The 18,671-nt window shown below is 71.4% G+C and carries 14 protein-coding genes; 2 read left to right on the forward strand and 12 right to left on the reverse strand.

Going from position 1 to position 18,671, the window contains the following annotated elements; translation table 11 throughout:
* Complete coding sequence (locus ABIA38_RS18135) at positions 1 to 705, forward strand: HAD family hydrolase (protein ID WP_424639703.1); 705 nt, start codon at positions 1 to 3, stop codon at positions 703 to 705.
* 67 nt (positions 706 to 772) lie between these two features.
* Here the strand turns inward: ABIA38_RS18135 and ABIA38_RS18140 are convergent, their stop codons facing one another.
* The 6 genes from ABIA38_RS18140 to ABIA38_RS18165 all read right to left on the reverse strand — a co-directional run bounded on the left by ABIA38_RS18140 (position 773) and on the right by ABIA38_RS18165 (position 11,614).
* Positions 773 to 3,139, reverse strand: coding sequence for a phospholipid carrier-dependent glycosyltransferase (locus ABIA38_RS18140; protein ID WP_424639704.1), 2,367 nt, complete (start codon positions 3,137 to 3,139; stop codon positions 773 to 775).
* Positions 3,136 to 3,627, reverse strand: coding sequence for a GtrA family protein (locus ABIA38_RS18145; protein ID WP_424639705.1), 492 nt, complete (start codon positions 3,625 to 3,627; stop codon positions 3,136 to 3,138). The genes ABIA38_RS18140 and ABIA38_RS18145 overlap by 4 nt, the downstream gene beginning before the upstream one ends.
* A 214-nt stretch (positions 3,628 to 3,841) precedes the next feature.
* A complete protein-coding gene (locus tag ABIA38_RS18150; protein WP_424639706.1) occupies positions 3,842 to 5,077 on the reverse strand; it encodes a hypothetical protein in 1,236 nt (411 codons plus the stop codon).
* Between the two features lie 56 nt (positions 5,078 to 5,133).
* A complete protein-coding gene (locus tag ABIA38_RS18155; protein ID WP_424639707.1) occupies positions 5,134 to 5,643 on the reverse strand; it encodes a SigE family RNA polymerase sigma factor in 510 nt (169 codons plus the stop codon).
* A 222-nt stretch (positions 5,644 to 5,865) separates the two neighbouring features.
* Complete coding sequence (locus ABIA38_RS18160; RefSeq protein WP_424639708.1) at positions 5,866 to 9,723, reverse strand: phosphodiester glycosidase family protein; 3,858 nt, start codon at positions 9,721 to 9,723, stop codon at positions 5,866 to 5,868.
* A 484-nt stretch (positions 9,724 to 10,207) separates the two neighbouring features.
* The gene (locus ABIA38_RS18165; RefSeq protein WP_424639709.1) at positions 10,208 to 11,614 is read right to left on the reverse strand and encodes an aromatic prenyltransferase; all 1,407 of its coding nucleotides are present in this window, start codon (positions 11,612 to 11,614) and stop codon (positions 10,208 to 10,210) included.
* A gap of 378 nt (positions 11,615 to 11,992) precedes the next feature.
* Between ABIA38_RS18165 and ABIA38_RS18170 the strand changes: the two genes are divergently transcribed.
* Positions 11,993 to 12,751 carry an enoyl-CoA hydratase/isomerase family protein gene (locus ABIA38_RS18170; protein WP_424639710.1) on the forward strand — a complete coding sequence of 253 codons (759 nt, stop codon included), beginning with the start codon at positions 11,993 to 11,995 and terminating at the stop codon, positions 12,749 to 12,751.
* A 63-nt stretch (positions 12,752 to 12,814) separates the two neighbouring features.
* Here the strand turns inward: ABIA38_RS18170 and ABIA38_RS18175 are convergent, their stop codons facing one another.
* From ABIA38_RS18175 to ABIA38_RS18200, 6 genes are all read right to left on the reverse strand, one after another.
* Entirely contained in the window at positions 12,815 to 14,068 is a 1,254-nt protein-coding gene (locus ABIA38_RS18175) for a cytochrome P450 (RefSeq protein WP_424639711.1), read from the reverse strand.
* A gap of 232 nt (positions 14,069 to 14,300) precedes the next feature.
* Positions 14,301 to 15,500, reverse strand: a complete 1,200-nt coding sequence (locus tag ABIA38_RS18180) for a cytochrome P450 (RefSeq protein ID WP_424639757.1) — start codon at positions 15,498 to 15,500, stop codon at positions 14,301 to 14,303.
* Positions 15,501 to 15,694: 194 nt separating this feature from the next.
* Entirely contained in the window at positions 15,695 to 16,303 is a 609-nt protein-coding gene (locus ABIA38_RS18185; protein WP_424639712.1) for a GTP-binding protein, read from the reverse strand.
* Entirely contained in the window at positions 16,284 to 16,652 is a 369-nt protein-coding gene (locus tag ABIA38_RS18190) for a DUF742 domain-containing protein (protein WP_424639713.1), read from the reverse strand. The genes ABIA38_RS18185 and ABIA38_RS18190 overlap by 20 nt, the downstream gene beginning before the upstream one ends.
* Positions 16,649 to 17,050 carry a roadblock/LC7 domain-containing protein gene (locus ABIA38_RS18195; protein WP_424639714.1) on the reverse strand — a complete coding sequence of 134 codons (402 nt, stop codon included), beginning with the start codon at positions 17,048 to 17,050 and terminating at the stop codon, positions 16,649 to 16,651. The genes ABIA38_RS18190 and ABIA38_RS18195 overlap by 4 nt, the downstream gene beginning before the upstream one ends.
* A complete protein-coding gene (locus ABIA38_RS18200; RefSeq protein ID WP_424639715.1) occupies positions 17,047 to 18,429 on the reverse strand; it encodes an ATP-binding protein in 1,383 nt (460 codons plus the stop codon). Before ABIA38_RS18200 ends, ABIA38_RS18195 begins: the two co-directional genes overlap by 4 nt.
* Positions 18,430 to 18,671: the final 242 nt, after the last annotated feature.

The following is an 18,671-nucleotide window of genomic DNA, read 5'->3' on the forward strand; positions in this document are numbered from 1 at the left end:
ATGACAGCCAACTCCCTTCTCTCCTGGACCCCCGCGGCCATCGTCTTCGACTGCGACGGAACGCTGATGGACAGCGAATGCCACTGGGAGGAGGCGCGCGAACTGGTACTGCGCGGATACGGCGTCGAGACACCCGACGACTTCGGCGAACGTACCAAGGGCCTCCACTACACCGAATGCGGACGCGTGATGGCCGAGGCGGCCGGGCTCGCGCCCGCTGTCGCCGAACAGTTGACCGCGCAACTCCTGGAACACTTCCGCAAGTTGGTTGCCGCAGACCCGGTGACCATCCCCGGCGCCTGCGCCCTCGTGCAGCACGCCGCGCGGTTCGCGCCCCTCGCGGTGGCGAGCAACTGCCCGCGCGACGTCGTCGAATCCGGCCTGGCCTCCGCCGGATTGTTGTCCCACTTCATCGACGTCGTGGTTCCGGACGCCACGCTGCGCCCGAAGCCCGATCCGGACCTCTACCTCGCCGCCGCCCGAGCCTGCGGCGCGCCGCCCGCGGTCACCCTGGCCGTGGAGGACTCCTACTGCGGCATCCTGGCCGCGTCCCGCGCGGGCCTGCGCGTCCTGGGTGTGGGACCCAACCCCCACGAGCGCGAGTTGGCACTGGTCGACATGTGGGTACCCACCCTGGCCGACGCCGCGCTCCTGGACTGGGCGGGCACCCGGGAAAGCCTGACCGCGTCCTACGCCCGCGCCTGAACGGCGACGCCGCGCGATCCGCGCCGACGACAGCCGGGCGGGCCGACGCGGGCCCCGCCGCCGGCGATCAGTTCACCGTCACCTCGGCCGGGTCGTAGTATCCGTCGCCCGGGAACCGCACGAGCAACGGCCGTCCGGTGAGGTCGGGCGGTATACGCAGGAGCGTTTCACCCTCTCGGGTGGTCCAGACTCGGACGGGCGTCGCGCCCGCGCTGCCGAGCAGTTGCACCTCGACCTCGAAAAGCGGCCCGCCGCAGGCGTCCCGGAGCGAGACCACGATCGTGTCGTGCTCGCCCCTGCGGGCCACCAGTCGGGGCTGCCGGTTCGTACACACCGTGTCGGTGAAGTCGCCGACCTCGAAGAGCTCCGCGCCGGATCCACCGAACCAGCCGATCCCGCCGCTGCCGCGCACCACCGGTCGGTAGTGGGCCCGGTCGCGCAGCACGGCGAGCAGCAGGTCGCGGTCCCGGCCGCCGACCGACAGGAGCACGTACCGGGCGCCGGAGTCGCGCAACCGGCGAGCGAAGTCCGCGACGTCGCCAGGCTCGCCCAGACTGGCGACGCGTCGTTGGCCGCGCTCGCCCATGATCGGCTGCACGAAGTGCGGGAGGGCGAACTCGGTGAAGGCCACGGTCCGGCCGTCCGGCACCCGGTTCATCGCGGCGTAGGCGGCCGTGGGCAGGATGCGTCGGTCCCGGTCCGGATCGCGGATCAGGTCCAGGGTCTCGCCGACGGTCGCGCGGTGTCCCGAAGTGCGGTCGCCGACCCAGGTGTTGGTCGGCTGCGTGGCCCACCACATGGACGTGGCCGTAGCCGCGACGAAGGCGCCCGCGAGTGCCCCGGCCACACACCTGCGCAGCGGCGGCGGCACCGCCGGCACCCGGCCGAGGCGCGAGCCCGGGCCGCGCGACCGTTGCCCGACGGCGGTGAGCACGGCCGCCAGACACACACAGCCGAACGCGGGCACGAGCAACTGGTATCGGGCCCACCACGGCGCCGGCGACGCCAGCGCCGACACGACCACCGGCAACAACAGTCCCCACAGCAGTTCGAAACGCCGGCCGAGGACGAACAGGGCGATGCCGACGAGCACGACCGGGAGCAGGACATAGATCCATTGCAGCCCGAATCCGCCGGGTTGTTGGTCGTAGGTGTACGCCACCCGCTCCCGGTCGAAGAGCCACGAGTCCCAGGTGGCCCGGAGCCTGCTCTCGCCGGCGACCTGCGGCGCGATGGTGTTCCGGATGATCACCTCGTCGACGGTGCCCTTGCCATGGAACCCGAGCATGGTGAACGGATGGAACGGGTTGCCGTAGCGAAGCCAGGTACGGATGTACCAATAGCCCCCGAGCGCCAGCATCGGCACGCCCAGCACGACCGAGTTCGGCGCCGCGATCCGGATGGTGGCGACGGCGTGCGCGCGCAGCCGAGCGGCGCGAGCCGGCGGTGCCGGCGGCGTCCCGGGCGTGGACGCGCGCCGCGCGGCGCCGACCGTCCGCCAGGTCTGCGCCAGGACCAGGACGCCGACCACGGCGGCGGTCAACAGGTTCGAGGACTTGACCCCGATGGCCAACCCCAGGGCGATCCCGACGAGCAGGACCCGGCCGCGCAGCACGCGGGTCGTGTCCTCGCCGCGGTCGATCGTGGTCACCACGGCGGGATGGATGCCCAGCGTCAGGTGCAGCGCGGCCAGGGTGGTCGCGGCGGCGGCGAAGTCGACGTAGGTGGTGGACGCTTCCAGGAACACGGCGGGAATCGCCAGGATCCCGAGGCCGGCGAGCACGGCATGCGCGCGGCGGGCACCGGCGGTACGGGCGAGCCCGGCGGTGGCCACCGCGCCCAGGGCGAGGAAGGGCAGCCCGGACGCCCAGCCGAGTCGGGTGTCGCCCAGGAACGCGCCGCCGAAGCCGGTGAGCAGTTCCTGTCCCTGGGGGTATACGTCGGCCCACAACACCGCAGGGGTGTGCCCCACATACCCCTGCTGCAGCCAGATCATCGGCCCGGGCAGGTGGTACCACAACCCGTCGTAATCCAACGGGCCCAGGAACGCGGCCAACGCGCCGCGCCAGCAGTATTGCGCGCCCACGAGCAACGCCATGACCACGACCACCGGATGCCGCCAGGCCCCTCGCACCCGCGGCCACAGCCCGGCGACGAGGGCATGCCCGCGCCGGCGGGCCGCGTCCGGGCCGGGCCTTCGGGTGAGCACCACCTCCGCCGCGGCGACCACGAGCGCGGCGCCGAACAGGGCGTCCGCCTCGAGTCGGCGCAGCAGACCGCCGACCAGCAGGGTCAGCGCGGACAGTTGGGCCGTGCTCAGCACCAGCCACACCAGAACCAGGTCCACCGATCGACGCATCCCGCTCGCGCACGCGAGATGCCAACCGCCGATCAGCGTGCACACCACCGCGATCGCGAGTGCGGCGGCGCTCACCGCGCAGGCCGGGTGGGTGCGGTGGAGGTGGCCGGAACGGCGTCGGGGGAGGCGCGGAAGACCCATGTGCGATAGCCCCAGAAGCGAAACGCCGTGGCCAGGGCCATCCCGATCAGGTTGCCGGCGATGTTGTCGGCGAGCAGGCTTTCGTAGCCCAGCACATCGTGCGAGAAGAAGAGGCAGCCGAGTTGGATGAGCAGGCCGCCGCAACTCCAGGCGAGAAACAGCAGGAACTGCCGCCGCGAGTCGCCGGTGGCAGCGCCGGAGCGGGTGCGATCGTGATACGTCCAGCGGCGGTTGCCGAGGTAGGCGAGCACCGTGGCGGCGCTCAGCGAGACGAACTTGGCGGGCAGGGCGGGGACGTCGAGGAACGCCCGCAGGATGTTGAACACGACCACGTCGGTCGTGTAGCCGAAGCCGCCCACCAGGGCGAACCTCGATACCTCCGGCGCCAGCCGGCGCAGGCGTTCGGGTGCTGCGGGGAACATGGGAGCCTTCTCGTCGGGGTGGATCCGGTCGGGGCCGATACGCGCGGCCCGGTGGGGTTCGGGGAGTGTTCACGGGCAGCGCGAAGCCCGTCCCGGCGCGGTGTGTTCGCATCGGGGCCACTTCGGTGCTCGCTCTGCGGGATCGGGTGCCCGACAAGGGGCCGGCCGGCCCGGGCGATCGCTCGGCCGGGCCGGGGTCAGCGGTGCCGGCAGGTCAGGGGATGTCCCAGCGCGGCGAGGCCGCGATCGCCTTCACCTGGTTCTGGGTCACGGTTGCTGCGGGCGGGGAGAGCTCGCGCTTGTCGCCCACGGACTTGAGGGGAGGTACGCCCACCTCGAAGCGGACCCGCAGTCCGTGCGGACGGAACGCGGTGAGCGCCCACGGTACGACCCGCTGGTCCACGGTCCGGTCGTGGTCGATCCTCGCCAAGGTTCCGTCGGAGAGTCGCACGATCTCGCAGGTGCCATCGCCCGGACCGGCGGGGCAGACCGGCTGCTCGTCGGCGGGGGCGGATTGCACGCTCACGTTCAACCGCTGACTGTTGCGACCGGTCTCCACGATGAACTCGCCCTGTTCGGGATTTCCTTCGGTGGACGCCACCCGAGCCCCGGAGGGCAGCAGGGTCGGCACCAGACCCGCGACCCGTTGTGCGACAGTCGGCACGGCCGCGACCACCGGTTCCCAGACCGCGCTGCGGGCAACGGCGGTGATCTGGTCGATGGTCAGGACCGAGACACCCGGCGCGGCGGTCAGGACCGAGACACCCGGCACGGTATACGCGTTGTTGACCCGGACGTCGACAAGCGCACTGTCCGGCCGGATGTACAGCGCTCGCAACTCCTGTAGGTCGCTCCCATCCCCCTTCGCGGTCTTGCGCACCGTCAGCGAGCCGCCGTCCAGGACCGGTAGGCGGGTGCACTCGATCAACTCACGCGTTCCGGTGCAGTCCGCCTCCGTCTCCGGCCCGCCGGGAGCGGGATGGGAGATCGACACCATGATCAGGGAGGAACCGGTCGAGTCCGTGTACGTCGCGGAGACCGAGGCCGCGGACCTGAGCACCCGCGGGGAGTCGGCGGCATAGAAGTGGGTCACCGCGCCGGTGAGCGCCCCGCCGGCGGGCACGGCTCTCGCCAGGTAAGGCATCAGGTCGCGCGGCGCGCTGCTCATCCACAGGCCGTCGGTCCGGTCGGCGGGTTTGGTCGCCGACCGGTCGAACGCGTCGCCGACCAGGACCCAGCTCGCGATGCTCGCCGTCACCAGGACCGCGGCCAGTGCCGCCCGGCGCAGCCTGCGGGCCCGTCGGCGCTGCAGGCCGCGGGCGATACCGCGCGCGACCAGATCCGGGCTGGGCCCGGGAAACGTGTCACCGAGCGCGTGCAACGCCCCGGGGAACGCCCGCTCGTAGCGCTCGAACTCCTCGTCGCCGAACAGGTCCGCATCGGTGCACACGGCCTCCACATCCTTCCGGTCGCGCGCACGGGGTCGGGGGTGACGTCGGGCTTTGATCAGCATGTCGCCGCCGAGGCGAGCAACTCGGTGCCCAGGAGGGCGCGCAGCCGGACCAGGGCCCGTTTGGCGCGGACCGGGACGGTGCCGGGCGCGAGCCGCAGGATGTCCGCGGTGTCCTTGACCGAGTAGTCCTCCCAGTAGCGCAGCACCAGGACCGCGCGATCGGCCGGGGACAGTCGGGCGAGCCCTTCCAGCAGGGTCAGCCGCAACTCGATGTCGTCGGTGGCGGGCGCGGCCGGCTCCGGGAGTTCCTCGGCGGGATACTCCGACGAACGTTTGAGCCGTCGGGCCGACAAGAACGTGCGGACCAGCGTCGTGTGTGCGTATGCCATGGGCGCCTCCATCGCACCCACCCGCTGCCAGCGGGGATACAACTTGCCCAAGGTCTCCTGGACCAGGTCCTCCGCGAGGTGCCAGTCGCCGGTGAGCAGGCAGGCAGTGCGCAGCAGTTGCCCGCTGCGCGCGTGCGCGAACTCCTCGAAGTCCGCAGCCTTGCTTCCCGACATGGGACCCCCCGGTTTTTGACGTCACACAAGTAACGCGCCGACCCTCGCGTTTCATGACACCCTCTCGCCGGCTTGTTTCCAGGCGCGGATCGGGTCGGCGATTCGGCCGGAAACGACCGCGTCCCGGACGACCGTCGGCTGCGGTCGTACGGGACGCGGGTGTCGCGATGGGATGGTCCTCAGCGGGGTCCTACGACGATTGCTCGACCCAACGGCCGGTCGTCACAGCGCACCGCACTGGTCCGATTTCGGGCCGCCCACCCGGTTCGGCATGCCGCCGTTCGTCGGGGCCGGGGTGTTGGCCTGGCAACTCAGCGGGCCGCCGACGGTGTTGCCCGCCACGTACGTACCACCCTTGTTGAGCGCCAGATGCATCGGGCCGCCGATCCTCGACCACAACACCATGACCGGGCCCGTGCTGCCACCGACCGCGACCGGGCCGCCCACCGTGGTGTCGGCCAGGATCAGCACGCTCGCCCCCCGCGCGGAGACCGGACCGGTGACGGTCGAGTCGATCGCGACGAGCCCGGCGCCCGGCTGGACCAGGATCGGACCCTTGACCGTGGCCCGGTCCAGGCAGGTGATCCCCGACGTGATCGCGAGCCGCCCGGTGGTGCCGCCGCGGATCGTGGTGGTGCACGCGCTCGCGTCGAAGTCGCCGACCTTGACCGCCTGTTCGGCCTTGACACCGCCGACCGTCACGGTGAGCGTCACGGTACCCGGGCGCAGCCCGGTCAGGGTGCCGGCGGCCGGGTCGTACGCCGCCACGGCCCCGCGCGGCGCGCCGGCCGCCGGGCCGATGTGCACGCCGTGGCCGCCCCACTGCGCGGTGACCGGCCAGGCGACCGGGACGCTACGACCGTCCTGCGTCATCGTGGTGGTCACCGGTTGGCTGCTCAGCACACCGAGCGTGGCCGGGGCCTTGAGGCCGACCGATTCGGCGTGCGGCTTGATCTCGGCACGCAGCCACGCGGCGTCGTCGGCCGGTACCGCGTACGGGTCGGTGACGCGGCCCTTGGCGGGGTCGATGCCGAGCATCGTCCAGCCGGTGAAGCCGCCGCGATCGGGCTCGGCGGCCGGGCCCTTGCTTGAGTTGCCGTTGATCAGGTACGGGACACCGTCGACACTCGCGGCGTGGAACGCCCCGACATGGCCGCTGACCATCGCCGCCGACTTGCCGGCCGTGGCGCGGAAGCCGCCGAGCCAGTCCTCGACCATCCGGGCTTCCTTGCGGTCGCCGAGTTGGCTGCCCTTGTCCGGCAGCGGGTCGTTGGTCGGGTGGTGGTCGAACAGCAGCAGACCGCTGATGTTCGGGTCCTTCGCCGCGCCGTCCAGCGCCTTGCGCAGCGCCGCGATCTGGTCGAAACCGCCGCCGCGCAGCGTGCCCATCGAGCTGTCCACGGTCACGAAGCGGGTGCCCTTGTGGTCGAACACCGTGGCGGTCTCGCCGAACGCGGCCTTGAAGTTCGCGATGTTGCCCGGGCCCATCACCTCGTGGTTCCCGGGCACGTAGTGCCACGGGATGCCGTGCCCGGTGTACTGGTCGAACTCGTCGAGCAGCTTGCGGGCCAGGGCGAAGTCCTCGGGTGCGGCCTCGTCCACGAAGTCGCCGGTGATGATCATCAACTCGGGCTTGGCCGCCGCCACTTCGCGCAGCGTGCGGCGCGCGTCCTGGACCCGGTCGCTGTTCGGGTCGCGTCCCACGAACTGCGCGTCGGACATCACCGCCACCCGCAGCGGCTTGTTGTCCACGGTGCCGTTGGTGAGGATCACCGGGTCCTTGACGTACGGCTGCTTGGGCAGCACCACGTCCGGGGGGACCTGGACGCGCAGGTCGCCCAGGGTGAGTTGCCCGGTGTACTGCCGGGCGGCGTTGGTCTCCATCAGCCGGAAGCGCTGGAAGGTGAGCGGGTACTGGACCCCGGCCGGGACCGGGAACTCGACCTTTTGCCAACCCTTCCAGGTGACCATCGGGGCGTCGAGGTTGGATACGACGCCGGCCGCGGTCTTGTACTGGATGCGCGGCCACGCGCCGTTGCCGTCGCCCTCGATCCACATCGTCAGCGCGCGCGGCTGGCCGGGCAACACGATGCCCTCGGGTGCGATGGCGTACTGCCCTCGGGTGCCGGTCGAGTGGGTGAAGTCGTACTTCAGGCTCAGCCCGGGCCTGCCGTCCGGGCCGGGCGCGGGGGCGACCGAGCCGCCGGGGGCGCGGTCGTTGCCCGACTTCCAGGCGGCGGCGTCGGCGAAGTCGGCGAAGGACTTCTCGGTCATGCCGACGGTGACCGCGACCGCGGTCTCCAGGGTGCCGACGGTGAGTTTGAGCGTGGCCGACCTGCCGTCGGCGAGCGCCTTGAGGTTGATCGTGCCGTCGGAGGCGGGGGTGACCTCGACGATGCCCTCGCCGCCGGTGACCTTGACGTCGGCGGCCTCGACGGGCGCCGCGTGACCGGTCGCGTCGTAGCCGGTGACCGCCAGGTGTGCGGAGGCGCCCACGGCGGCCAGGCCGACCGGATCCTCGCCGGCGCCGACCCGTACCGGCTCGCCGAGCACCGTGAGCGGCAACTTCGCGTCCTCGGCGCCCTTGGCCTTGATCGTCACCGATGCCGGGCCGGACGCGCGCCCGGTGACGATCGCGTCGGTGCCGTTGCCGGACACCGCCAGCTTCGCCCCGGTCTCCGTCGACCAGTTCGGCCTGGGCACCGCGCCCTTGACCGCCCCGAACGCCTCGTCGTAGGGCAGGGCCCGCACGGTCCGACGCAGACCGGGGAACACCCGGGTGCCGGTGTCGACCGTCGCGGCCGGCCGCAGCCGGAACCCACGCGTCTGCCCCGACCCCGGAGTGGTGAACAGACCGAGCCCGTTCGCCACCGCACGCTCGCCGCCGTTGTCCGACGGGCTGCTCACCACCCCGACCTGCGCCTGTCCGGGCAGCCGCGCGACCATGTCGGTGGACCCGCCGCCGTCCAGGTTGAGCGCGTTGTACACGCCCATGTCCCGCATCAGCACGGCCAGATCGGCCAGATTGATCCCGGGACTGTCGGCCTGCCGACCGTCGATGGTGACCAGGTACATCTTCCGGCCGTCGGCCGAGAAGCCCACCGCGGTACGGCCGGCCGGGTCGTTGGCGTCGCCCTCGCCGGGCCCGGCGGCGACCCCGTCGCGGACCAGCACCTGACGGCCGCCGACCGCGACCGCGACCTCCCCGAACGACGCGCGCGGCCGGTAGCCGACGCCGACCGGGTCGCCCGCCTTGAGCCCGCGCAGCCCGTCGGCACCGCCGTCGCGGCCGATCAGCAACGTGGTGCCGGCCGCGATCGGCCCGCTGCCGAGCCTGTCGCGCACGGCGACCACGTGGCCGTCGCGGAGCTCCACCTCGACGACGTTGCCCGAGCCGCCCGCCACGTGGGCCAGCGACGCGTTGCCCCACGCCGAGGTGAATACGCCGACGCCGCCCTCGGGCAGGCCGAAGGTGTTGACCCCGGACAGCGCCACCTCACGCCCGCCGGGCAGCGTGGCGTTGCCTTCGAGGAACACCTGGGCCATCCGGGCGAGTCCGTCGGTGCCGACGGTCACCGCCTGGTTCCAACCCTGGACCGGGGCGTGGATCAGGCCCTGGGTGCGGGAGACGCCGACGCCGAGCGGGGCCTCGGAGGCGTTCATGTCGAAGTAGTCGCCGTTGATCGCGGCCACCGCACCGGCGCCCCGGGCCTGTTCGGAGATGGTCTGACGGGTCGTCACCTTGCCGGAGGACAGGTAGTCGACGCTCAGACCCTTGGTGTTCAGGTCCGCGACCAGGACCTTCCCACGGATCCAACCGGCCCTGCCCATGCGGTCGAAGGCGGTCATGCTCAGCCCGGGCGCGATCGGGGTGACCTCGCGCCGGGTGACGACGGATTCGCCGGGACGGTCGAGCACGAGAGCGTCGGCCGGCGCCGTCGCGGCGGTCGGCGGGGCCTCGGCGGCCCGGGCCGCGGGCGCGACCGAGGTCAGGCCGGCCACGAGCAGCGTGGTCAGGACGAGCGCGGCGGTCGCGGGACGGCGACCGGATGCGCGAACGCCCACGGGGGGTGGTGACACGGGGACTTCAACTCCTCGACGCAGGCGAGGACACACCGACGGGGGACGGCGGCTCGGCCTCGCGAACTGGCCCGGCCGGGTCGTGATCACCAGGCACGAGCAGCCAATCGCGGCCAAGGAACCGCCATGCCATGTTCCGGTTAACCGGCCGTCGCCCGAGCGCGAACACCACTTGCCACTCCCCAGGAATGGGACGCATCCACCGGAAACGTGTGCATCGACATGTGCCGAGCGTCGCATCCCGACGGCTCGGGCCGACGCAGGCGCGCGCGTGGGGGTTGTCGTGCGTCGGTGGCGGTGAGCGCGCCGGCCGTGCCCGCGGGCCGTGGTGTCGACCCTCTCGCGTGCTCGCCGCGTCCCGAACGCGGCGCGCGGCGGCGTCGATCTCCCCTGTCGACGCCGCCGGCGCGGGACCGGCCGGGTGCCGCGCGGGCGCCCGAAGCGTCGTCGGCGCGACGACGCTCCTTCCGCCCACCCCCGCCCGCTACTCGACTTCGGCGGTCGCCGGTTGCTCGGCCAGGTGGCCGGCGAACAGCGCGGCCGCCTTGTCCTCCAGGTGCGGCAACAGACGCACGCTCTCCTGCTCGTCCGGATCGGTCCGGGCGATCACACCGGCCGCCGGCTCGTCCGTCAGATTGGCGGCCATGTGTGGCAACCCGGCCGGAATGTACAGGAGTTCCCCCACCCCGCTGTCGATGTGGTGCTCCAGGTCGGGCCCGAAGTAGGTACGGGTGCGACCGGCCGTGACATAGAGGGACGACTCGTGGCCGTCGTGGATGTGCACCGCACCGCGCGAACGCGGCTTCATCGCGATCAGATGCATACACAGGGCCTGGGAGCCGACGGTCTGCCGACAGATCCCGGCCACCAGGCCCATCCGCTGCTTGCCCTCGTACGCCGTCTCGGGGTTGATCACCCGGACCATCGGGGCCGCGCCGTCCGCGCCGGCCGGCAACGGATCCGCGGCGGCCAGGATCGGGTCTCGGCCCGCGCTGCCGGTGAGGTAGCAGTCCCAGTCGCGCAGCCGAGCGGCCATGTCGCCGCAATAGGAGTGTTCGGCCTTGAGATAGGTGCCCTCGCCGGGACCGAACGACCAGCCGAGCCCGCGAATGACCTCCCGGTCGTAGTGGGGCGTGTCCTCGAAGAGCGTCGCGATGCGCCCGGGCAGCGGGGGGACCCGGTCCTGCGGGATGCCGAGGGCGTAGAAGCACGCTCGTACCGGGCGGCCGGTGTCCATCGTGAAGGTGACGGCCAGGCAGAAGTCCTCCGGGACGACGGAACGCATCCGGGCCACCGACGTGTCGTCGGGCGCGGCGATGTCGACGGCGCCGAGCACCTGCGCGGCCCGGGCGGGGGTCAGCGGGCCACGGGCCCGGAAGTAGACGTTGAGACTGTCGTGGCGGTAGTCGACGGCGGTGAACCGGACGTGATCCAGGCCCACTTGCCGCAGCCTCGGCAGGCGGGCGCGCAGCCCGGGCGGTACCGCCGGGTTGTCCAGGGCCTGCTCGGCCGGGCGCATCCCGCCCAGATACACCCAGGTCTTCGCCATGCCGTTGAAGCCGTCGAAGTCGCAGGACTGGATGGCGTCGGTGCCGAAGGTGCGATCCCACTCGGCCACGAGCGCGGTCGCCGGGCCCGGCCGGACGAACCCGGCGGCGAGCGCGGTCTGCACGGTGTCGGTGCGCTCGCGGGCGAAGAACCGGTAGCCGAGATGGTCGCCGGGCCGATCGGTGATCTTCCACAGCACCGCCCCGGTGTGGAAGTGCGCGCCGAACACCTCCACGACACGACGCGTGGTCTCCTCGTCGTACGGCGCGCCGATGGTCTTGGCCATGGCTTCCGCGTCGATCAGGAATCGCCCCTCGGAGAACACGGCGGCGTTCTTGTTCATGAATATCCCAGAATCTCTTGTCACAAATATCACCAAACACAACGCCCTTGGGCGTTTTCGATCGACGACACTCTGTCAGATTCGAGACACTCTGAGTAGTTGTCGCCATGGCGCCCGATCGGGTGGCGCGACCTGCCTCCGCGACCCGACGGGTGGGCGGAGCCGGCTCGCCACCGACTGTGGCACCGGCTTTCGCCACGGACGGTGCTTCCACGGAGACGCCGCGTGGCGTGAATGCCCTGCCAAAGCCCGCGAATGGCGTGGATTCGGCTCCTCAAGTCGTGATCATCGATGCGACGATCTGGTGATCGACGGGGCTTCCGCACTGGTGCGGCGGCGATTTCCCGCGCGACCGGTAACCGGGAAGGGGTCACGTACGTGGACTCGCTGGATCTGAAGACGGTGCGCACCAGCCTCGAAGGGGCGGTGTTGCAGGTGCGGTTGGCCCGACCGGAGGTGGGCAACACGCTCGACGAGCGCATGTTGGACGACCTCCTGGCGGTGCTCGCCCACCTGCGCTGCCGCACCGACGTGCGCGTACTCGTCCTGTCCGGCGAGGGCGATTCCTTTTGTGTGGGCGGCGATCGTGGTGAACTGTTGCGCCTGGCGGCCGAGGATCCCGGCGGGCCGGCCGTACGTCGGCTCGGCGACAAGGCGCGGCTGGTGTGCGAGGGGCTGGCCGCCGCCGATCCGGTCACCATCGCTCGGGTCCATGGCCAGGTGATCGGCGCGGGGCTGGCCCTGGCGATCTTCTGCGACCTGCGGGTGGGCGATATCGAGTCACGGTTTCGGATGCCCGAACTGGCCCTGGGACTGCCGACCGCGTGGGGCGGCGCGATGGCCCGACTGATCGGCGAGGTGGGCGCCGCCCGGATCCGCGAACTCGTGTTGACCGGCGACGCGTTCGACGCGTCGACCGCACACCGGCTGTCGATCCTGCATCGGGTGGCGCCGGCCAGTGAACTCGACGACGTCGTGCGCGGTTGGATCAAGCCCGTCGTGCGCAGGCCCGTCGCGGCACTGCACGCGTCGAAGACGCTGATGAACGCCTACAGCCGAGGCGACCGGTTCGGCGATCTGTCCATCCTCGACGGCCACTTCCTCTCCGCTTTCCTGGGCGCCGGGTCCGCCCGCTGACCCCGGCGGGGGCCGGTCGCGTCGGCCGGCTCCCGGACGCGACCGGCCCCCGCCGGCGACTGCTCAGCGCACGCTCACCGGCAGCCGGGTGATCCGGCGAAACGCCAGTCTGGGTTCCCAGGTCGGCGGCGCCACCACCCGAAGTGCGGGCAGCCGACGCAGCATCGTCTCCAACAGGACGCCGGCCTCCAGGCGGGCCAGGCTCGCCCCGACGCAGTAGTGGATGCCGCTGCCGAAGGAGATGTGCCGGGCCCGACGCGTGACGTCGAAGGTGTGCGCGTCGGGGGTCTCGCTCGGGTCGTGGTTGGCCGCGCACAGCAGGGTGTGCACGACCTCGCCCCGGGGCACGGGGACACCGGCCAGGACCAGATCCCTACTCGCGTAGCGGGTGGTGAGGTGGAGCGGCGGGTCGTAGCGGAGGACCTCCTCGACGGCGTCCGGCACGGCGGCCGGGTGCTCGCGCAGCCACGACCGCTGCTCCGGATGCCGGTCGAAGGTCCAGACCATCGTGGTCAGCAGCGCCGAGGTGGTCTCCAGGGACGCGATGACCACGAACATGGCGAGCGCGTAGACGTGTTCGTCGGCGACCGCTCGGTCCGGCTCCAACGTGTCCCAGGCGCGCAACCAACCGGAGATCACATCGTCGCCGGGTTCCGCGCGGCGGCGCGCGACCAGGGCGGTGAAGTACTCGCGCAACCCCCGGATCGCGTGGTCCGCGGCCCGGAGTTGGCGTTTGGTGGGGAGCAACTCCTGGGCGTACGCCTGCGCGTGGGTCAACGCGCGGAGCAGGTCGAAGTCCTCGGGCGGCAGTCCGAGCCAGTGCCCGACGGTGACCACCGGCAGTTGCTCGCCGACGAGTTCGGCGAAGTCCGCGTCCGCGTCGCCCGCGTGCTCGACCAGGGTGTCCAGCAGTTCGTTCGCCACCCGTTCGACGGTCGGGCGCAGCGTGTCGAGGGTGCCGCGGTCGAAGATGTTGTTGACAGACCTGCGGATCCGGGTGTGTTGCGGCGGGTTGAGCGTCACCAGGGTCTGTTCGAGCTCACGCGAGGACGGTGTCGACCAGCGGGAACCTTCCGCCCGTTGGGCCCGCCAGGCCTGATCCAGGGCGAGCCAGTCGGGGCTGCGCAGTACCTCGTCGCACGATCGGTGGCCGGTCACCAGGTAGCCACCCCAGGGCGCGGGCACCACGTCGCCCAGCTCCCTTAGACTGGCGTACAGCGGCAGTGGATCCGCCTGTCCGGCCATCGAGCGCAGGCGGGACAACAGGGCGACGACGGTTCGACTGTCGATGACGGTGGTGGACGCTGAGGACTGCACGACGGCTCCTTCGAACTCGACAAGGTGTCAGGTGGTCAGGCACGGGTAGTCAGGCAAAGGCTCGGCACAGCGTGGATCGATCGACCGTCCCCGGGTGCGGGCGGCCGATCTCGACGGCTTCTGCGGTTGTCGGGCGGGGTCTCGAACATCCGGGGTCGGAGCGGCCTGCGACCGCTCCGACCCCGGCTCGCGATGACCGGTGCCGCTCGTTCCTGCTCGGGGGGTCAGCGCATCACATCTCGCCTCGCCACCAATTCAGAAACGAGCTCCACACGCCGCCGCTCTTGCGCGGGTCGGGATTGGGGCGTGTGGCGGCGGGTGCGGGGCGTACCGGTGCCGCCTTGGCGGCACGGGGTGCGCCGCGTGGCGGGACCGGCGTGAAGCGGGCGGGCAGCGCGCTGAGCGCGCGGTTGAACGGACCGGGTCGCCAGACCAACTCCTCGACCGGTACCGCGAGTTCGAGGTCGGGGAGGCGGTTGAGCAGCTTCTCGATCGCGGCGGTGGCGATCAGCCAGGCGGAATCCTTGGCCGGGCACGCGTGCGGGCCCGCACTCCAGGCCAGATGGGAACGGTTGCCCGGTCTGCGGCCGTTGGCGAACAGCGCGGGGTCGCTGTTGCCGGCGGCGAAGCTGATCACCACCGGGGTGCCCCGACGCAGCGTGACGCCCGACAGGTCGACGTCGCGCACCGGGTAGTGCACGGCGTAGTTGGCCATCGGGGGCTCGGTCCACAACACCTCGTCGAGCGCGTCCTCGACGGAGGCACCGCCGCCGAACAGGCTGACCGAGAACCGCTCGTCGGACAGGATCAGCCGCAACCCGTTGGCGATCAGGTTGCGTTGCGGTTCGGTGCCGGCGCTCATCAGCATGACGAGTTGGTGGATCATCTCCTCGTCGGTGAGCCGGCTGGGGTGCGCCATCAGCCACGAGGTGACGTCGGATCCCGGCTGCTCGCGTTTGAGCGCGACGAGTTCGACGAGGGCGCCGGTGAGCAGCTCGTTGGCCGCCTCCGCGTCGCCGACGGCGTCGAAGATGCCGGCGATGCCGGCGACCAGGCGGTCTCCCAACTCGGGCGGACTGCCGAAGAGTTCGCTGAACACCAGCAGCGGCAGGGTCTTCGCGTAGGAGTTCAGCAGATCCACGCGGCCGGCGCCCGCCCATTGGTCGACCAGGTAGTCCGAGCTGCGTTCGACGAAGCGGCGCAGCTGGTACGTGTCGATCCGGTCCAGGCTGTCGGTGACCGCCTGGCGCAGTCGCAGGTGTTCGGCGCCGTCGGTGAACAGGCAGTTCGGCCGATACATCATCATCGGGACGACCGGACTGTCCGCCGGGATCGTGCCGTCCGCCAGCGCGAGCCAGCGTCGGGGGTCCTTGGCGAACAACTCCGGGGAGTGCAGTACGCGCAGCGCGGCGGCGTGGTCGGTGACCAGCATCGCGTCCACCCCGGGCGCCAGTTCCACCGGCGCCGCCACGCCCTGTCGGCGCAGTCGCTCGTACACCGAGCGCGGATCGACGGAGAACGCCTTGTCGTGCAGGGGGACGGCGCCGCCGCCGTGGTGGGCGGGGCAGCCCGGCGGTGGGGTGAGGTGCTCGCCGGAGGGAGCCGGACGGGCATGTGGGCCAGTGTTCACGCGAGTTCCTTGTGTGCCCGGAGCTGGAGGTAGCGGACGAGGGCCATCAGGGCCTCGGTCGAGGAGGCGCGGTCGCGGGCGTCGCAGGTGACCAGCGGCGTCTCGGGCAGCAGGTCGAGCGCGGCGCGCAGCTTCTCCAGGGGAAGTTCGACGGCGCCGTCGAACCGGTTGATGGCGACGGCGTAGGGCACGTCGTACTCCTCCAACAGGCCGATGACGTCGAAGGATTGGTCGAAACGTTGCGGGTCGATCAGGACCAGCGCGCCGAGCGCGCCGAGGGTCATGTCCTTCCACACCTGGGCGAAGCGTTGTTGCCCGGGGGTGCCGAAGAGGTAGAGCACGAGCCGATCGCTGAGGGTGAGTCGGCCGAAGTCCAGGGCGACCGTGGTGGTGGTCTTGCGGCTCGCGCCGGTCAGGTCGTCGTAGGGCGCGCCGGCCTGGGTCATCGTCTCCTCGGTGCTCAGGGGACGAATCTCGGACATGGTGCCGACGAACGTGGTCTTGCCGACGGCGAAGTGCCCGACCACCAGGATCTTCGCCGCGACCTTGACGGAGTCGGCCAGGTAGAGGTCGGCGACGGCGCCGCTAGAGACGCGCGAGTCCATCCAGCACCTCCTGTAGCAGTTGGGTCTTGGGCAGTTCGGCGGCGGGGATGGGCCGGCGGGTCGCCACCAGGCCGGTGTCCATCAGGTCGGACAGCAGCACCTTGACCACCCCGATGGGCAGTTGCAGGTGTCCGGCGACCTCGGCGACCGAGAGGATCCCACCCCGGCACAGGGCGAGCAGGCGCGTGCTTTCCGGGTCGAGGATGTGCGGGGACGCGTCGCCGGGCAACGCGATCACCAGGCTGACCAGGTCCAGACCCTCGCGGGTCGGGTGGCCGCGGCCCCGGGTGATGACGTAGGGGCGGACCAAGTCCGGGGCGTCGGATTCCGGCGTGGGATCGTTGGTCATACCGAATGGTCCGCATTCCGTCGGGGCGGGCTGGTCATTTCCTTTCCGAGTTGGCGCACCAGCTGTTGCATGCGGAACGTGATGATCTCCATGTCCACGTTCTGCGTGGCCGATACGGCCAGGTAGGCGCCGGGCCCGGCGGCCACCAGGAAAATGAATCCGTCACCGAACTCGACCAGCGTCTGCCGCCACGGCGTCTCGGAATCGCCGATGAACTCCGCCGTGCTCCGGCTGATGGATTGGAGTCCGGACAGCGCCGCCGCCTGCCGATCCGCCTCGTCCCGGGATATCCCGTCGGAATGCGCGCGCAATATTCCGTCCGCGGACAACAGGACGGCGTGCCGGGCCTCCGGGACCTTGAGGGCGTCGTTGAGTATCCAGGCCAGCTCGTTGTTCATCGGTTTTCTTGCCCTTTGTCGTCTGTATCGGGAACGCGGCCGGAGCGGGTTCCGCGCAGGAACGCGCCCATCAACCCCGCCGTTTCCGCGTCCGATCGGTCGGGGGCGTGCGTCGGCACCGGTTGCGGTGTCCGGTCGAGCGGCAACGGGGCGCGGCGGCGGCGCTGCGGCAGTTCGCCGTCCGGGCCGGCGGCTCCTGCGGCGGCTTCCGCATCGATGCGCGCGTCGGTGTGCGCCTCGGCGCCCGCCTCGGCTCGCGCGGTTGCCCGTGCGGCGCCGGCGGGAGCGGCGGCCGGCGCGGCCGTCCGGGGTGCGGCCGGTCGAGCCTCCGCGGTCGCGGCGCGGGTGACGCGGCGGCGCACGGGGGCCGGGGCGGGCTCCGCGTCGACCGCGGTGGTGAGCAGTTCGGAGGGCAACATCACCACCGCGCGCATCCCGCCGTAGGGCGATCGGGTGTCCACCGAGACGGTGAAGCCGTACTGGGCGGCGAGCATGCCGATCACCGGGAAGCCGAACTGGGGCGGGTGTCCCAGGCGGGTGATGCCCACGGGCTCCTTGGCGTTCAGGAAGCGGGCCGCGCTCTGTCGGGCCTCCTCGTGCATGCCCACGCCCGCGTCGTCGACCATGACGCACACCCCGTTGGGCACGGTCTGGAAGTTGATCTCGACGGTGGTGTGCGGCGGGGAGTAACTCGCCGCGTTGTCCAGGAGTTCGGCCACCGCCAACGCGACCGGCTCGACCGCGCGGCCGATCACCGCGACGTTGGACTGCATCCGGATCTCCACCCGCAGGTAGTCACGGATACGGCCCTTCGCGCCGCGCATCACGTCGTACAGCGGCGCCGCAGCGCGCTGGCGACCGGTCCAACCGCCGCACAGCGCGGCGATCACCTGGGCCCGACGGCCGAATTGCGAGTTCATGTGGTCGATCGCCAGGAGATCCTGGAGCAGTTGCGCGTCGACGTAGTCGTTCTGCATCTCGGAGATCGCCAACTGCTGCTCGCCGGCCAGCGCCTGGAGCGTGCGCATGGCGGCCTTGAGCGCGTTCTTGGCGGAGTGGTCGGCACGGTCGCGGGCGTCCTCGACGGCGGTGGTGAACATCCCCACGACCGTCTCGATGTTCTGCGCGTACGGCGTCGCGCGCAGTTCCTCGTGCCGCAGGAGCGACCCCTTGAGCCGTTCCCCGGTCTCGACCAGGGCCGGCAGCAACACCCGGACGACATTGTCCAGCTCGTCGTCGCGCATGCGCACATCCTCGGCCAGCAGACGATTCCTTTCCCTCAGGTCCTTGACGGTTATTCGGCTGCGGGCCACGTAGACGGCCGCGGCACAGGTGCCGGCCACCCCGTACCAAAGTGCGGGGTCCTGTACAAAATTCATTCCCACGGTCCTCGTCGCGCTATCAGGCGGGCAACGGCGAGCGCAGCGAGTCGACTTCGGGGTCGGCCGGGTACGCGAGGCACGCACTCGGTCGGTGCCCCGCGCATCGCGAACAGCGCGACCCGCCCGCTGCACATGTCACGCTCCGCTGCTCTGTCGTCGATGGGGCGTAGCGAGTGTAGTGGCGTCGACTTCCCCGTTTCGGGGCTCGACGACACTTCTTGCCGGCGATCGACTTCGCG

Source organism: Embleya sp. AB8 (assembly GCF_049739465.1).
Taxonomy (GTDB): Bacteria; Actinomycetota; Actinomycetes; order Streptomycetales; family Streptomycetaceae; genus Embleya.

Excerpts from the sequence above, each read along its gene's own strand:
- ABIA38_RS18195 (WP_424639714.1), bottom strand. The coding sequence starts at position 17,050 with ATGAACAACGAGCTGGCCTGGATACTCAACGACGCCCTCAAGGTCCCG.
- ABIA38_RS18185 (WP_424639712.1), bottom strand. The coding sequence starts at position 16,303 with ATGGACTCGCGCGTCTCTAGCGGCGCCGTCGCCGACCTCTACCTGGCC.
- ABIA38_RS18155 (WP_424639707.1), bottom strand. The coding sequence starts at position 5,643 with ATGTCGGGAAGCAAGGCTGCGGACTTCGAGGAGTTCGCGCACGCGCGC.
- ABIA38_RS18165 (WP_424639709.1), bottom strand. The coding sequence starts at position 11,614 with ATGAACAAGAACGCCGCCGTGTTCTCCGAGGGGCGATTCCTGATCGAC.
- ABIA38_RS18135 (WP_424639703.1), top strand. The coding sequence starts at position 1 with ATGACAGCCAACTCCCTTCTCTCCTGGACCCCCGCGGCCATCGTCTTC.
- ABIA38_RS18145 (WP_424639705.1), bottom strand. The coding sequence starts at position 3,627 with ATGTTCCCCGCAGCACCCGAACGCCTGCGCCGGCTGGCGCCGGAGGTA.
- ABIA38_RS18180 (WP_424639757.1), bottom strand. The coding sequence starts at position 15,500 with ATGCTGGTCACCGACCACGCCGCCGCGCTGCGCGTACTGCACTCCCCG.
- ABIA38_RS18190 (WP_424639713.1), bottom strand. The coding sequence starts at position 16,652 with ATGACCAACGATCCCACGCCGGAATCCGACGCCCCGGACTTGGTCCGC.
- ABIA38_RS18200 (WP_424639715.1), bottom strand. The coding sequence starts at position 18,429 with ATGAATTTTGTACAGGACCCCGCACTTTGGTACGGGGTGGCCGGCACC.